At 47.9% G+C, this 15,871-nt stretch carries 15 protein-coding genes; 5 read left to right on the top strand and 10 right to left on the bottom strand.

Annotation, left to right across the window (positions count from 1 at the left end; all coding sequences use genetic code 11):
• Positions 1-10: 10 nt before the first annotated feature.
• From IC229_RS07085 to bla, 5 genes are all read right to left on the bottom strand, one after another.
• Positions 11-496 carry a hypothetical protein gene (locus tag IC229_RS07085; RefSeq protein ID WP_190886248.1) on the bottom strand — a complete coding sequence of 162 codons (486 nt, stop codon included), beginning with the start codon at positions 494-496 and terminating at the stop codon, positions 11-13.
• A gap of 22 nt (positions 497-518) precedes the next feature.
• Positions 519-3,188: an ABC transporter permease gene (locus IC229_RS07090; protein WP_223833899.1), complete on the bottom strand. Its 2,670-nt coding sequence runs from the start codon at positions 3,186-3,188 to the stop codon at positions 519-521.
• Entirely contained in the window at positions 3,185-3,520 is a 336-nt protein-coding gene (locus IC229_RS07095; RefSeq protein ID WP_190886249.1) for a PadR family transcriptional regulator, read from the bottom strand. The genes IC229_RS07090 and IC229_RS07095 overlap by 4 nt, the downstream gene beginning before the upstream one ends.
• 290 nt (positions 3,521-3,810) lie before the next feature.
• On the bottom strand, positions 3,811-5,121 hold the full coding sequence (locus tag IC229_RS07100; protein ID WP_190886250.1) for an aminotransferase class V-fold PLP-dependent enzyme: 1,311 nt from the start codon (positions 5,119-5,121) through the stop codon (positions 3,811-3,813).
• Positions 5,122-5,255: 134 nt separating this feature from the next.
• Positions 5,256-6,170, bottom strand: coding sequence for a class A beta-lactamase (gene bla, locus IC229_RS07105; protein WP_190886251.1), 915 nt, complete (start codon positions 6,168-6,170; stop codon positions 5,256-5,258).
• Positions 6,171-6,233: 63 nt separating this feature from the next.
• On the opposite strand from bla, the gene sigJ reads away from it, so the two are divergent.
• The 3 genes from sigJ to IC229_RS07120 all read left to right on the top strand — a co-directional run bounded on the left by sigJ (position 6,234) and on the right by IC229_RS07120 (position 8,388).
• Entirely contained in the window at positions 6,234-7,085 is an 852-nt protein-coding gene (gene sigJ, locus IC229_RS07110; RefSeq protein ID WP_223833900.1) for an RNA polymerase sigma factor SigJ, read from the top strand.
• A gap of 68 nt (positions 7,086-7,153) precedes the next feature.
• Positions 7,154-7,576 carry a hypothetical protein gene (locus tag IC229_RS07115; RefSeq protein WP_190886252.1) on the top strand — a complete coding sequence of 141 codons (423 nt, stop codon included), beginning with the start codon at positions 7,154-7,156 and terminating at the stop codon, positions 7,574-7,576.
• 5 nt (positions 7,577-7,581) lie between these two features.
• Positions 7,582-8,388, top strand: a complete 807-nt coding sequence (locus tag IC229_RS07120; RefSeq protein ID WP_190886253.1) for an SDR family oxidoreductase — start codon at positions 7,582-7,584, stop codon at positions 8,386-8,388.
• 86 nt (positions 8,389-8,474) lie between these two features.
• Here IC229_RS07120 and IC229_RS07125 read toward each other — a convergent pair whose 3' ends face one another.
• From IC229_RS07125 to IC229_RS07145, 5 genes are all read right to left on the bottom strand, one after another.
• Positions 8,475-9,791 (bottom strand): gluconate:H+ symporter, encoded by a 1,317-nt coding sequence (locus tag IC229_RS07125; RefSeq protein ID WP_190886254.1) that lies wholly within the window; start codon positions 9,789-9,791, stop codon positions 8,475-8,477.
• Positions 9,792-9,879: 88 nt separating this feature from the next.
• Positions 9,880-11,172 (bottom strand): McrC family protein, encoded by a 1,293-nt coding sequence (locus IC229_RS07130; RefSeq protein ID WP_190886255.1) that lies wholly within the window; start codon positions 11,170-11,172, stop codon positions 9,880-9,882.
• 7 nt (positions 11,173-11,179) lie between these two features.
• A complete protein-coding gene (locus tag IC229_RS07135) occupies positions 11,180-11,833 on the bottom strand; it encodes an OmpA family protein (protein WP_190886256.1) in 654 nt (217 codons plus the stop codon).
• A gap of 99 nt (positions 11,834-11,932) precedes the next feature.
• Positions 11,933-12,739, bottom strand: coding sequence for a class I SAM-dependent methyltransferase (locus tag IC229_RS07140; RefSeq protein WP_190886257.1), 807 nt, complete (start codon positions 12,737-12,739; stop codon positions 11,933-11,935).
• A gap of 67 nt (positions 12,740-12,806) precedes the next feature.
• Complete coding sequence (locus IC229_RS07145; RefSeq protein WP_190886258.1) at positions 12,807-13,925, bottom strand: glycoside hydrolase family 88/105 protein; 1,119 nt, start codon at positions 13,923-13,925, stop codon at positions 12,807-12,809.
• 188 nt (positions 13,926-14,113) lie between these two features.
• On the opposite strand from IC229_RS07145, the gene kduI reads away from it, so the two are divergent.
• Together kduI and IC229_RS07155 are read left to right on the top strand one after the other, a co-directional pair.
• The gene (gene kduI, locus IC229_RS07150) at positions 14,114-14,959 is read left to right on the top strand and encodes a 5-dehydro-4-deoxy-D-glucuronate isomerase (protein WP_190886259.1); all 846 of its coding nucleotides are present in this window, start codon (positions 14,114-14,116) and stop codon (positions 14,957-14,959) included.
• A gap of 142 nt (positions 14,960-15,101) precedes the next feature.
• Positions 15,102-15,836, top strand: coding sequence for a (Fe-S)-binding protein (locus tag IC229_RS07155; RefSeq protein WP_190886260.1), 735 nt, complete (start codon positions 15,102-15,104; stop codon positions 15,834-15,836).
• Positions 15,837-15,871: the final 35 nt, after the last annotated feature.

Consider the following 15,871-nt stretch of genomic DNA (forward strand, 5'->3'; position numbering starts at 1 on the left):
ATTATTCTCGTTAATTCGATTGCCAGCTTCCAATTACTTCCCGGCTGCCACTACCCTCGATTAGTAGCCCAACCAGGTTTTCGTTCACGATCCGCTTTTCTGATCTGGTCATATCTTCCCCAACTCCCTTAACAAATCCAGTCCGTTCGCCATCAGATAGCGAATAAAAAACCAACGGCTTAAATGACTCAGCCTGACTCGTTTCTTCCAGTGCGTAGGTTCTTATCGGCTTTCCAGGGGTGGCCACTTCAATTCTTGCTTTAATTGACATTAACTGACCCGATTTGAATATAAGCTGTTGATACGTAACACGTATATTTTTCTCCTTAAGCCGATTAGCTACTGTATTAAGCACTTCTTTTGAAATCGATGGCTTAATGACAAAGTAGATCGCTTCACTTGACTTAGCTGATTTCCCAAGCGAGAAAGACGCAGCTGCTAGCAACGCAGCAAGCAACAGAAAATAGGGTTGACGGATGGTTTTGGCAGTGTTCATTTGGTAGTACTTGTTTTATGGTTTATTCACTTTTTAATACGTTAGCCGGGTTTTTCCGGGCGGCTTTTATTGTCTGCCATCCGATTAGCAAACAGGCAGGGAGCATCACAATGAGTACGCACATCAATAGTTCGCTCAGGCCAATTGGCTGGTGATAAGCGAAGTTCGTCAGGACAAATTGATCGAAGAAAAGATACGTAGCGGGCAAGGCTATGATGGCCGCCAATAACAGTAATCCCAGAAATCCTTTGCTTAACAAATAAATCAGACCTTCTTCGCTGGCTCCCAGCACCTTTCGAATGCCGATTTCTTTCAGGCGGGTTTCAGTGGTGAATACCACCATTCCCAGCAAGCCCAGAAACGCAATACATATCGCCAGAAACGCCACGAAGCCCACAATTTTGATCATCACCGAAAACTGGCTATACGCTTCCTCAATCTGGTCGTCGTAGAATTTAGCTTCCAGCGGATGCACTTTGTCTATTTTCTGCCAGGCGTCTTCAATTTTTGCCATGGTAGCCGGCAAATCGGTGGAGGTTATTCCAACATTCACATACCCGAAGTCCGGCTCGGCAGTATAGCGAAACATGACGGGTTCAATCTTATTTTCCATCGTACCGTAATGAAAATCCTTGAGCACGCCGACAATATCGAGTTTTTTCCCATCTACCGTTACGATTTCGCCTAACGCTTTTTCGGGATTCTGTTTGGCAATGTTGAATCGTTTCAGAACCTGCTGATTCACGATAATTTCACTTTCCTCACCCTGTTTTGGCCGTAACCGAAAATTACTCCCGGCCAATAATTTGTGTTTATGCAGTGGCAAATACTGTTCATCAACCATGTTCAGCCATACCATTGTCGAATCATTTGGGTCTTTATATTTTATGTTGGTACCATGCGCGCTGCCCAGACTGGTAATCATCAGCGATTTGGAAATCCCTCTTATCTCCGGAATTTGGGCCAGTTCTTTCGCCAGCAGACTACCCTTATTACCCTGCAACTTGATATTCAGAATGTTTTCTGTATTATAACCCAGATCAAAAGTCAGAAAACCCCGGTATTGCGAGTAGCCGATCAACGTAGTGGCAATAAAGATGAGCGAGAAGGTATACTGAATCACAATCAGCACTTTACGCATGGTAACACGTTTGAAAACTTTCAGCACCGATACGTCCTTGATTACCTGAATCGCGTTGATTCGTGAGAAAAACAAAGCCGGGAAAAACCCAGCCAACAACCCGACAATTACGGCTAACGTAACAAAGTACAACATCAATTCCGGAGCGAGTTCCAGCGAAAATATATCGCTGATATGCGGATCCAGAGCGGTAAACTGGTTCCGAAGAACGAGAAATAGTGCAAACGAAAATACCAGCGCCAGAAGTGCAACCATTACCGATTCGGCCATAAACTGGCCTAATACATGGCCTTTCAGCGCACCAATTACTTTCCGAATGCCCACTTCACGCGAGCGACGTAGCGAACGCGCAATCGATAGGTTCGTGTAATTAAAACAGGCCGATAAAATAATGATAAATGCCAGACCGATTAATACCCAGGCAATTAGTGGTTCTGTAGTTGGCCCAATCTGGTTCGAATGTTTTGGTCCGAGCGCAATTTCCTTGAGGGGCTGCAACGATACGTTCATGGTTACATGCTCCAGTTTTGCATTTTCCTGCCGATTTAGGTTATCCAGATTAGCCTGTAACGTTTGCGGATTGGTATTCTTTGGTAACACCAGATATACGTAGTTCTGCCAGATGTTATTCCAGTTGTAAAAATTGGGGTCGCCCTTTCCAAATTTTATGTCAGCGGTGGCGAATGAAATCAACGCACTAAACTTTATATGCGAGAGTTTCGGCACATCTTTGAGCAGCCCCGTAACTTTATATTGTAACGTATCGAACCGGACCGTTTTACCGACCGGATTAACATCGCCAAAGAGTTTTTTCGCCGTTTTCTCCGTCAGGACCAGTGAATAAGGCTCTTTCAGCGCTGTAGTGGGATCACCATCAAGCATTGGGAAATTAAAGACCTTGAAAAAAGACGCATCGGCCCACATGGCATCGAGTGGAAGTGTCGTTTCGCCTACGGTAGCATCTCCTGAGAATCCGGTACGTAGCACCGTTACGTCCTCCACCCCTGCTACGTTCTTGCGCATCATATTGCCAATTTTAACCGATGTGGAAGCCATCTTCATCGGCGATTGTCCAGCGGGTTGATACGTAGTGACTACCCGATAAAGGCGGTCCTTTTTCTCGTGAAAATCATCGTAGGAACGTAAATCCGTTACGATAGCGATGACCAGTAATCCCACCGACATACTGACGGCCAGTCCAATAATGTTGATGAACGAAAACAGTTTGTTACGTACCAGGCTCCGTCGGGATGTTTTGAAATAGCTGCCAATCATGATCCAGTGAATGAAAAGGTTAATAAAATCGGGTTTACGGATGGTATATAACCGAAAGAATTTCAGCACATCGAGCCAGTAAATCAGCCGCGCCCGCCGAACGCTTTTCGTTTTCAGATTGCGTTCAAAGTATTCGTTCAGGTCGCCCTGTAAATCTTCCGCAATCGCCGGCCGACAGTACCAGTTCAGCAGTTGCTGCGCCAATTTGGGCGGTTGTGGCTCACGGTCTTTGCGCTCTGCTTCTGGCGGGTCGGTTTCGGAAGAAAATTGTTTCATATTGAGCCTTCCAGGTTAAAACCGGGAATCATGTTCCAAAGTGTTTCGCGGGCTTCGCGGGCTTTCGTCAGACCTACTTTACCGGCATGGGTAACTTCGTAATAGCGTTTGCGTTTGCCACCACGAGCGCTGGTGGCATCGCCCAGCCGACTTTTTACCAAGCCTTTCTCTTCCAGCCGGTTCAATACGGCATGTACCACACCCAGTTTAGTGGCTCGGCCGGTATGTTTTTCCAGTTCGTCGCAAACGGCAACGCTATATGCGTCATTCACCAATGCAGCAATTGTCAGTAACACCAGTTCTTCAAATTCACCCAGATTTGCTCCTTTCATAAGTTGATTTACAGGACATTGACAGTGGATAATGACTATTCAACAAATTCTTATAGTCCATACATCCCCTATCATACATTCTTCTTTAGTTTAGGTCATTCAATTTATTCATCAAATGTATGTAAAATATGTTTTATTAATTCAGTATTTGTATGTAAAATTTATTTTTATCGATTTTCGGTCTTGTTTTTCTACCGGAGCAATAGCATTGATCTTGCTCATTCTAGCTGAAAAAGAAAAGCCTGGCTGCATAGCCAGGCTTATAAGTCATTGCTCATCTGTAGTTCTAATTAACTCTTCTTTTTGCTGGCAGTAGTCTGTTTCTCAGCCATTGCCGTGATAGCAACTACCAGTCGATCAAGGTCTTTGGGTGAATGGTATACGTGTGGTGTTACGCGCACACCGTGGATGTTTTCCCACTCGATGCCTACTGTATGAATCTTGTATTTGTTGAGCAATTGTCCGTCAATTTCACTCGGCTTCATGCCATCGATGGAAAATAGTCCGACGGCTCCGGCGTATTGTGGTTTGAGAGAAGTATGAATTTTCACACCCGGTACGTCTTTGACGCGCTCCATCCAGTAGTTTTTGAGGTAGTGAGCACGGGCAAACTTACGGGCCGAACCAATACTATTGTGAAAATCGACCGCCGTACCAATCGCCATTTCCGATGCAAACGAACGAGTGCCCAGGCTCTCAAACTTACGAATGTCTGGGCCGTCGGGCTCATTGTTGGAGAGTAGCGCCCATACGTTTTTGATTTTAGGCTGACGGATATACAACATGCCACTTCCAAACGGAGCGCAAAGCCATTTGTGCAAACTTGTTGCGTAGTAATCAGCGCCGAGGTCTGGAATTTTGAAGTCGAACAGCGCGAATGAGTGAGCGCCATCGGCAATGACTTCAATGCCGCGTTTGTGCGCTTCGTCGGCGATTTTACGTACCGGCAGCACCTGCCCTATCCAATTGATCATGTGCGTTACGTGCACCACCTTGGTTTTGGGCGTGAAAGCCTTCACAAACTGCTCTACAATCGCGTCTTCATTCTCGCTGGGTAGCTCCAGATTCAGGAAAACAAGTTTGATGCCGTCACGTTTTTCGCGTTGTTTCCAGGCATTCAGCATGTTTGGGTAATCCTGTTTCGTCAGCACAATCTCGTCGCCCGGTTTCAGATTCAGACCGAAAATAACGGTGTTCAGTCCTTCCGTAGCGTTGCGGTTAATGGCCAGTTCTTCGGGCGAGCAACCCGCCATATCGGCCAGTTTCTCACGTAGCGATTCGCGGCCCTGATCCAGAATCCGCCACATGTAATACGATGGAGCCTCGTTGCAGTATTGATAAAACCGAATGTGCGCATCCTGCACCACTTTTGGTTGTGGGCAAACTCCTCCGTTATTGAGATTCAACAAGTTAGGTGAGACTGTATATTCCGATTTCACCCACGACCAGAAGTCCTCATCTTGCGCCCATTGTGCAGCCGATTTTAACGTAGCATCAGCATTGGGAATAGAATTGGCGAACGTATCAGGCAAAAATGAGGGAAGCGTGAGGGCTCCGGCGGCCGCTGCGGATTGGCGGAAGAAGTTTCTGCGCGTAGACATAGTTTAGAATGCAGGCGAAGGAATGAAACGAGATATGGTAAAACTACTGGTTTTCTTAGGTAAAGCAAAGAGGTAAGGGAAGAGGGCAAAAGGCATGTGGCAAAGGGCGTAGGGTATTTTCGACACCACTGCCCTTACCCCTTTGCCCATTCCCACACGGCTTTGGCGATTCGGGCAATGACAGCTTCTCGCGTTACATCGTCCGCTTTGGAATCGGAAACAAACACGGCAATGGCCAGATGTTGTCCGCTGGGCAACGTAATGAGTCCAATATCGTTAGTGGCAGCCGCTACGTTGTTGACCGTGCCGGAAGAACCCGTTTTATGGGCGACGGACGTCCCTTTTGGTAGAAGCCCTTTTAATCGCTTCAAACCCGTTGGCGTATCGGTCATGAGACGTAGCAGAAGTGCTCGACTTTCTGTCGACAAACCACGCCCTATTTGTAACGAGGTTAGCAATGATACAGCTTCCGTTGGCGTAGCCCAATTGCGGTATTGAACAGTATTATCGCTGCCGATTTCTTTCTCAGTATTCGCAACGTTGATACCCGTTACGTTCAATGTTTTTAGGTACGTCATAATTACCTGCGCTCCTCCGGCAATACGCATCAGTACGTCGCTGGCGGAGCCGTCACTCTCAGAAACAGCTAATCGGAGTAATTCGGCAACCGTTACGTTGGTCCCGTTCGGGAATTCGTCACGTAGTGGACTACGCTGCCCTTTTGATACGTATTCGGCAGGTTCAACACGAATCGATTGGGTGAGCTTTACTTTACCTTCATCGACCAGATGCAGTACGGCCATGCCAATCGGCATTTTATAGACACTCTGCATAGGATATTGCTCCTTACCGTGCCATTCAACCAATTCGCCCGTTTCGACAATCGCGGCCGCAACTCCTACCCTACCTTGTACATCCTGAGCGATTTTGCCAATCTGATTACGGAGTATGGTTATTGATTTATGACTGGCCTCCTGATTCAGAGGGAGTTGAGCATATAACGCAATTGGCAGCAGATAAAGTGAAGTAAAAAAAGTGAATCGGTTCATAGTACAGCATTGATTTTCCACGAAATTACCGCCGAATCGTACCGAACAAAATCTTTTGCAGCCTTGACCACCACTCAGATCGCCACTACGTTCCGCCCCACCCTACTGTCGATTGCCTACCGAATGACGGGTGAAATAATGGTGAGTGAGGATATCGTTCAGGACGTACTATTAAGTTGGATCAACGATACGCCCGAAGGTGTTCAGAATATCAAAGCCTGGTTAGCCAGAAGCGTGATGAATGCGTCGCTCAACCATCTGGCTCGGGTAAAGCGCCAACGGGAGACCTATAAAGGTACGTGGCTCCCGGAGCCGGTTTTGGCAGGTCAGCATGCCGTCGATGCCCGACTCGATATTTCCTACGGTTTCATGCTGTTGCTGGGCAAGCTCTCTCCCCTGGAGCGGGCTGTTTTTGTACTTAAAGAAAGCTTCGACGTTACGTATGCTGAAATTACCCAGGCATTCGATACTACCGAAGCGAATTGTCGGCAGCTCTATAAACGGGCCAAAGAAAAACTAGCGGGTTCCAAACGTCGATTCTCTCCAGATCCTCAACAGCAGCAGGCGCTTTTGACAGCTTTTACCTCAGCGAGTGAAACGGGAGACATTAACGAATTTATCCGGTTGCTTAAAAACGACGTAGTGCTTTATTCTGACGGAGGTGGCAAGGTTGTTGCTGCTATGAATACACTAGTCGGCCTGGATGTTGTCGGTAATTTCCTGCGCTCCGTGGAGCAAAAATTTGGGCAGAACCTGGTTGTAAAGCCAGCCCTGATCAATGGTCAGGTTGCTCTGCTGTTTACTGAAAAAGACACACAGCAATTGAACACCATTATGGTTATGGAGATGGATGATAGCGGAATACATCAGCTTTTTTCGGTTCGTAACCCCGACAAATTGGCCCACCTGCACTAAAAATTTCAGCCCGCCTGTCACAAAAGTCAAGCGGTGTTTGTCTAGCAGAAAATCGTAAAATGTTTCTTATGCAGACTAAACAACCGCGTTGGGTACAGACCCTCTTGCTGTACTTTCTGTTAACAAACAGTGTACCGGGTATCTGGGCCTTGTTCATGCCCGATGCTTTCTATAATTATTTTCCGGGTTTTGGCCACACCTGGGTTTCTGTGGATGGCCCTTATAATGAACACCTTATTCGGGATGTGGGCGCATTTTTTATGGCCCTGACTACACTTTCTTTAGTGGCTTTATTGCAACCTGGATTGGTTGACGCACGGGTAGTTGCTGTTTGTTTACTGGTATTCAACGTACCGCATTTGTGGTATCATTTGCAACATCTTCACATGCTTCTATTCGTCGATCAGGTGGGCAACGTAGTGGTTTTATCGGCTGCGGTACTCCTGGGCATTCCGCTTCTGTTTTATCGTTCTTCATCAACCGTTCGCTGATCGTCATGAAAAAAGTATTGGTAATTGGCGGCACTGGCGTACTAGGTACTTCGGTCGTTAATACATTGCAGCAACAACAAATTGAGTTTGTTATCGGCAGTCGAAGCCAGGTTAAAAAAGGTTCGTATAGTATTGTAAATCAATCAACAGACTTCCCTTGGAAACGCGTCGATCTGGCCACTGGCGAAGGGCTGGCAGAAGCATTGATAGGTATCGATACAGTCATACATTTAGCGAGTGCTCCAACTAAAATTGGCGGTGAACCGTTTGAAGTCGTAACCACCCGAAATTTGCTGAAAGCACTCAACCAATCAAAAGCTAAACACTTGATTTATAGCTCAATTGTTGGAGTTGACAAAGTCCCTTTCAGTTACTACCGAGCCAAATTAGCCGCCGAAAAACTGATTCAGCAGCAGGGAATACCTTACTCCATTCTGCGGGCTACGCAGTTTCATGATCTGATTAATTTTTTGATCCGAAAATTGCTGTTTCTGCCCATTGGCTTCGTCCCAAAGCAATTAAAATTTCAGCCGATTCATGTGGATGCGGTTTCTAGCGAATTATCCCGATTGGCGCAGGCTGGGCCGCAGCAGACTGTACTGAATCTGGGTGGGCCACAATTATTCACGCTGGAAACGATGACCCGGCTTTGGATGAAAATCCACGGAAAATTGAAACCACTCGTACCCATACCCACTATTGGTGGGCTAATGAAAAGCTTCGAAAAAGGAGAAAATACGTGTCCTGAAAAAGCTGTAGGATCAAAAACCTGGGAAGAGTACTTATTGGAAAATCAAGAAAGACTGAGTTAAACGCCTGATTTTTAACGTATTGCTGACGCGCTGGGTTTCGACACGCCCAGCGCGTCAGCAATACGTAATATTAACCCAAACCTAGCTCACACCACCAAATTCAACGCCAGTACCCCAAACAGACCTACAATCGACACGATAGTTTCCATGAGCGACCAGGTTCGGATGGTTTGCCCGATGGTGAGGTTAAAATATTCCTTGAACAGCCAGAAGCCTCCGTCGTTGATGTGCGAGAACATCAAACTTCCCGATCCGATTGCCAGCACCATTAGTTCGGGTTTGATGGGTTGATTCTGAATCAGCGGATAGATGATTCCCGACGTAGTAAGACCAGCCACTGTGGCCGAACCCACGCATACGCGGATGAAAGCGGCAATTCCCCAGGCCAGTACCAATGGCGGAATAGCGACATCGGCCAGCAGACTTCCAATGTATTTACTGGTGCCACTATCGGTGAAAATCTGTTTCAGCGCACCCGCTCCGGCAATCACCAGCAGAATCGGGGCCACAGCTTTTACGGCTTCCTCCAGATCTTTGGTCACGGCTTTCATCGACTGCCCTCGGCGGATTCCCAGAAAATAAATGGCTACCAGAACCGAAATCATCATCCCGATATACGGTTCAGCCAGCATCACAACAGTGGTTTTCAGCGGTGAACCATCAGGCAAAGCGCCCTTTAGCGGACCAAACGTAGTGAGCAGTATCACCGGCAGCAACGATACCAGAAAACTGATACCCGCTCCCGGCAGATCTTTGTTTGGTACGTCGCGAATGTCGAATAGCTCCTTATCAGGCGAAATTTTCATATTCACCAGCGTCTTACCAAACATTGGCCCCGCAATAATAATGGCCGGAATCGCAATGATAATGCCGTAAAGGAGCGTCTGGCCAATATCGGCATTCAACTGAGCAGCTACGGCCGAAGGAGACGGATGCGGTGGCAGATAACCATGCGCCACCGACAATGCCGACAGCATCGGTACCGCAACCGACAACAAGGGCAGCCGCGACGAAGCCGCGATGGTGAAAATCAGCGGTGCGACAATGATAAAACCGGCATTATAAAACAGCGGAATCCCAACAACGAAACCTGCCAGAGCCAGTCCCCAATGAATGTTTTTAATCCCGAACAGGCCGATCAGTACGTTGGTGATACGTCGGGCGGCACCGCTTTCGGCCACTAACCGGCCAAGCATGGCTCCAAAACCAATAATCAGCACCAAATCGCCGAGTGTGCTGCCGATACCCGTCTGAATGGATTTCCCCACAGCCATTACGTCCATTCCTGAGGCCAGGCCGATACCCAGTGAGACAATGACAAACGAAATAAAGGTATCTAACCGGACGAAGGCAACTAATAAAACGAGCGTCAGAATGCCGATTAATGTCAGAAAAAGTGGCATGTAGGGAGGGGCAAGTACGGTTGGCGATGAACGATGATACGTATACGACTACAACGTGGGTCTTCAGCATGACCGCAATAATAGCCGATTACTGATACGACAAAGCGTACCGGGCCAGTTTTTCTACTTCATGCACCAGCGAATTGGTCAGGTCGAAGGGTACTACGTGCAGGCGAGTGGTAGCATCGTAACCGAACACCGACAACGGTTCACGGAACGTAGCATTAGCTGGATAAATCAGAAACAGGTTATTGGCATCGTATTTTTTACCGTAAGCATAAAGTTGATATAAATCGGCTTGTTCGATACCATACGTACCGACCGTTGACGTACCACTTGCTACGTTGCCACTGATTTCTTTCCACTTCGTATCGAGCACAAACGTCTGGGTTTCATGCCGGACAATGATATCAGGGCGGAGTTTGAAGCGAGGCTCTCCTACATGTTCATCAACCAGATGAGCTGAAGATTCCTGAATCCGTACCTCATGGGTTTCAGGCCAATACGTTCGGATGCCGTATGCTACGTAATCTTCAAACACGCGCTCCATCGGAAACAACAGCGACAAACTCATTTTGCGACCCATTTCCACTCCCATTCCCTGCCCACTCAACAAGGCTTCGGCCCAGATCAATGCCTGTTCATAACGACTGAATAACCGCCCGGCGCGTTGGACAGCTTTCAGGTCAGCAGTTATCGATTCGGAAGGAGGCACTTCGTCGAGCAGGCTTAGTAATAACTGGATACGCCGTTGGTTAGCAAGTGAAATCGTCGTTTTTTTCAGATAAACTAACGTGGTTTTCAGAATTCGGTTGGACGCTACGTTCGCTGTTAACGTATCATAGACGACGGCCAGCCGTTCAGCGTGAAAGGCATTTTCGAGCAATTGGCGGGCTATCTGTAATTTACCCCGCAGGAATCGTTCATTACCTTCTTGTGCCACGTAGGCACGCTGTACACCCTGTTGTAGAACGACTTCAGCATTAGTAAGAAACGCCCCGACAAAGACCTCCCAGAGCGGTAGGGACGTAGCACCAGTATGTGTATCACGGATCATCCGAAATGGACTGTTTCGTAGGCGACGTAGCATCTTCAGCAGTACCGTTCGGGACGTAGCAACGCCCTCAATTTTAGGCAGTATTTCGAGGTAAGCGCGATTTGACAGGGGTAACAACCCCACATAATTCCGTACTCGAATCAACTCCCGATTTTTCTGCACTGAATACGTCAGCAGCGCGTCGGCCTGTTCCACCTCGAAGGCGAACCGACGTAGTGTCTGGAAAACTTCATCGGGCACCTGAATGCCATCAGGCGGTGGTTCGTGCCATTGCTGTATGCTGCCAATCAGTCCGTTTTCGGAGACAGTGTAGGTTATTGGCATTTGCGATTTAGGAGTTTTTGCCGGCGTTTGCTTTGGCGTCCTTCAGCATTTTACCAGCATCCGGGTAGTTGACAACGGAGAGAGTTACCCGACGGTTCTTCTGGCGATTTACCGGATTATCACTGCCATCCGAATTTGTGTTTGGCACTAACGGCTCTTTTTCACCTTTGCCAATTGACATGATTAAACCCTTCACTTTAATCTGCTTCTTTAGCCAGTCGGCCACCGCAACCGCCCGTTTCTGACTTAATACTGCATTATATTGATCGCTACCCTTAGAGTCGGTGTGCCCTAAAACATGCAGTTGATCGGCTCCATGCTCCGCAAAATGTTGCTTCACTTTAGTGAGTAGCGCGATGCCATCGGGGCGCAGATTTGATTTATCGAAATCAAACAGTACGTCGGTTGGCAGGATAATATCGTATTGATTTTCGTTACCGACTATCTGCAAGGAATCGCCGGAGGACGTGAATGCATAATTCTGACCTGAATCAGTTCTGACGGTTTCTGTTTGGGCAGCGGTATCCTGAACAGATGCAGATTCCGATGATGTGGCAGACGTAGTAGCTTCCGTGGTTTTCTCCTGAGACTGATTGCTTTCATTATTACAGGCTACAGAAAGACTATATATCAACGATATAATTATGGCTTTACGTAACATAGACCTATATAGTTTGTCCAGACAAAAGGGTATTAAACCATTTTACATAAAGCTCTGTACGTCAACTTATGTTTAGAATCCACAAGTTTTTATACCTTCTTATTCCTGCTGCGCTTCAACAGCCAGTAGGTAGACTGTCATGGTTTCGCCAACCGTAGCAATCCATTGGTCGTAATCGATGATGGCCTGTAGTCGCTGATCTTCAGTAACGTATCCATCCGATACCAGTTGAGGGCCACGTAGTTCGGCCACTTCGGCCCATAAACGACTGCTTGTCGCGAAAGTCGGTTCATTACGTCGGGAGATTTCGTGCTGTATTTCCGTTTGAACCGTCATGAAACCAACCTGATGCATGAGTTCGTCCAGGTGATCAGCGATGGCGTTGTCGAAACCGGCTTCCTGCCGCCATTTGAGAAATGCATCGTAAAAGAGCCGCATCGACGCGGGTGGTTCAGGCTGCCAGTTAAGTTTTTCGTGGTTATAATCGAGAATGGCTAACCAGCCACCAGGCTTCAGCAGTCGTTTCATGTTAACAAGTGCCCGTTCAGGCTCCCGCAGCCACTGAAGCGTTCGTGCACACGTAATGAGATCGAATCGTTCGGACGTATCAAACGTATAAACATCAGCCTGCTCGAACGCTACCCCCAACGTATCACCGGCATTCTGACGCGCCTGCTCAATCAAACCCGCGTTCGGGTCGATACCCAGTACCCGACCAGTCGGACCGATACGTTCGGCGAGGTCACGAGTGATGGCCCCAGAACCGCAACCAACGTCCATCACCGATAGACCGGGACGCAGGTATTTCAACAAATTCTGATTTCCGTTCGCTACAGTTCTACGTTCCAGAACGGGGTTGTGCGCAGCAGGCATGGTGGCGCGTTGCGTCAGTGTTTGATTTTCCATGTATCCAATAATTCCCTGAAAATTCCTTCGAATGAGGGGCAACAACGTAGCGAAGCAGATCTCTACGTTATTTCTTTACTAAATCCTTAAGCTTTATAACTTCGGAACCAGCCAGCAAATAAGCGCCAGATCCGTAGACTTCCCAACTGTCGGCGGAGAAATTTCGTCGTGGGTCGGCGCCAATTGGCTGCACCCACCCTACCCGTCCTTCCGGCGACACCAACGTATTGAGGCCCGTCCAGGCTTTTTCGACAAATGGCAGATACGTTTTTTTGTCCAGAATTCCCTGATTGATACCCCATGCCAGGGCGTAACAATCGAAACCAGAGCCACTTGCTTCCCCGCCCGGATACGCATCCGGATCGAGCAGGCTCGACCGCCACAAACCATCGGTCTGCTGCAAGACCACCAGTCTCGCACTCATTTCCCGATATAACTCAACGTACCAGTTATAGCTACGGTGATTTTTGGGCATTTCCTGAAGCAGAAGAGCCAATCCGCCCATCACCCAGCCATTCCCCCTCGACCAGAATAGCTTTTTACCGTTACTTTCTTTTTTGCCTTCACCTGCTGCATTCCAGAGGTAGCTGGCATCGCGCGCAAACAAGTGTTCTTCCTTATTGTATAACAGTTTGTAAGTCTGCTGAAACAGCGAATCGTTCAGCGTAAAATACGAGGGATCTTTCAACTCGTTGCCGAGTTTTGCCAGAACCGGAGGAGCCATAAACAGGGCATCGCACCACCACCACGTAATGCCGTGATTTTTGACTTCGCGGCCCGGTACACGACTCATTTTCTGCACCGTATCAATGGTCGCCTGAATCATCCGACGGTCTTTCTTGATCCTGTAAAGGTTAATATACGTCTGGCAGATGGTAATATCGTCGGCGTGGTCGTATCGGTCGCCGGGCTGCCAGTTGGTACGTTGTCCCATCGCCATCAGCGAATCGAGTACAATCGGTGATTTGGTTGTTTCGTAGGCCGCAAAGACACCCGCGTAAAAAGCGCCATTGGTCCAGTCGGTTGTTTTATGTTTGGGATTTTTGAGCTGCCAATCCACCACTTTCAGCATGGTGCTTTTGATGTATTCAGTGGTGAACACGTTGGTATCAGCCGCCGTAAAACTGGCAACGACAATACTCAAACCCAGAATAACCGACGTAGTGATTCGATATGAAGTAGTCATGAAAATTAGCACCGGTACGTTGTATCGTTTTATGAAACAAGGCTTTGTCTTCGGGAATCTACCGAGTGTAAGGTCTCCGTAAGCTTTATTTCCGATTAAATTTAGAAAGAACATTATACTACAGGAGACTTGCATAGGTACAATCCTGCGATATTGTGCTTTTGTTTACGATTACCTAATTAAGCCTCATGAGCCAACCCGCATTCTCAAGTCGATTTACGAGTTCTCCTACCGAAGTTAAGGGCATGGATACCGCCCAGTTACGCCAGCATTTTCTCATCGAAACGCTTTTCATTGCCGGCCAATGTCCGTGGGTTCTTTCATTTTATGACCGTTACATGACAGGTGGCGCCATGCCCGTAAATGGCCCCGTTACGTTAGAAACGCCCGAAAATCTTAAAGCCGCTTATTTTCTGGAACGGCGCGAATTGGGTATCATTAACGTAGGAGGCTCCGGGCAGGTTGTGGCCGACGGACAAACCTATTCGCTGGCTCGTAAAGAAGCGCTTTACTTAGGGAAAGGAACTCAACAGGTCGAATTTCGGTCGGATGACGCTGCCAATCCAGCTAAATTTTATCTCAACTCGGCCCCCGCTCACATGACTTATCCCAGCCGGAAGGTTTCGCGCGAAGACGCCGACGTAGTGGTTTTGGGCAGTCAGGAAACGGCGAATCACCGGACTATCAATAAACTATTGGTTAACAGCGTATTACCTACCTGCCAGCTTCAGATGGGCATGACTGAATTGAAACCGGGTAGCGTCTGGAACACCATGCCAGCCCATACGCACGACCGGCGTATGGAGGTTTATTTTTATTTCGATATTCCCGACGGGCAGAGCGTCTGTCATTTTATGGGTGAGCCACAGGAAACCCGGCATATCTGGATTCAAAATGAGCAGGCTGTTATTTCACCTAACTGGTCGATTCACTCGGGAGCCGGTACGTCGAACTATACGTTTATCTGGGGAATGGCGGGCGAAAACCTCGATTACGGGGATATGGACGTTTGTCCGATTCCAGAGTTACGATAATGGAGTTTGTATAGGAAAGTACAGGATGGCTTAAGCCAATGTTACCTATACATTTGTAAGCAAGGTTTAGCGTTATAATAAAGTCATGATAACGAACGTATCAGTACGTTTTTCGAGCCGTATTGATGCTGAATGATTTACTATGAAAGTCGGTTTATTTATTCCCTGCTACATCGATCAGTTTTATCCGCACGTAGCAATTGCTACGTTGAAATTGCTGGAAAGCGTTGGCTGTGAGGTCGATTACCCGCTGCAACAAACCTGCTGCGGCCAGCCTATGGCCAACTCCGGTTTTGAAAATCTGGCCGGAGGCTGTAACGAGAACTTCGTACGTAACTTTTCGGGCTACGATTACATTGTATCGCCATCGGGGAGTTGTACGCTGCACATCAAAGACCACCTGCACGCTACAAATGAATCCGAAGCAACGACCATCCGTTCCCGGATGTACGAACTGACGGAGTTTCTGACCGACGTAGTGAACGTGTCTTCGCTGAATGCTACGTTTCCCTACCGCGTCGGCCTGCACCAGAGTTGCCACGGTCAGCGTGGACTTGGATTGGCGCAGATGACGGAACGGATGCTCCCGCCTTTTTCGAAGCCGGTGCAGTTACTCAATCTGGTCGACGGCCTCGAACTCGTTCAGCTAGATCGCCGGGACGAGTGTTGCGGCTTTGGTGGTACGTTCTGCGTAACGGAGGAAGCGGTATCGGCAAAAATGGGCAAAGATCGTGTGGCCGACCATCTTCGTCACGGCGTTAATTATATCACCGGCGTCGACGTATCGTGCCTGATGCATATGGAAGGGATACTGAAACGTAGCAATAGTAACGTACAGATTAAGCACATTGCCGAAATCTTAACAGCAACGGTATAAAGCAGTCGTCAGTCGATAGTCGTCAGTCCTTAGTC

This window comes from Spirosoma profusum (assembly GCF_014699005.1).
Taxonomy (GTDB): Bacteria; Bacteroidota; Bacteroidia; order Cytophagales; family Spirosomataceae; genus Spirosoma; species Spirosoma profusum.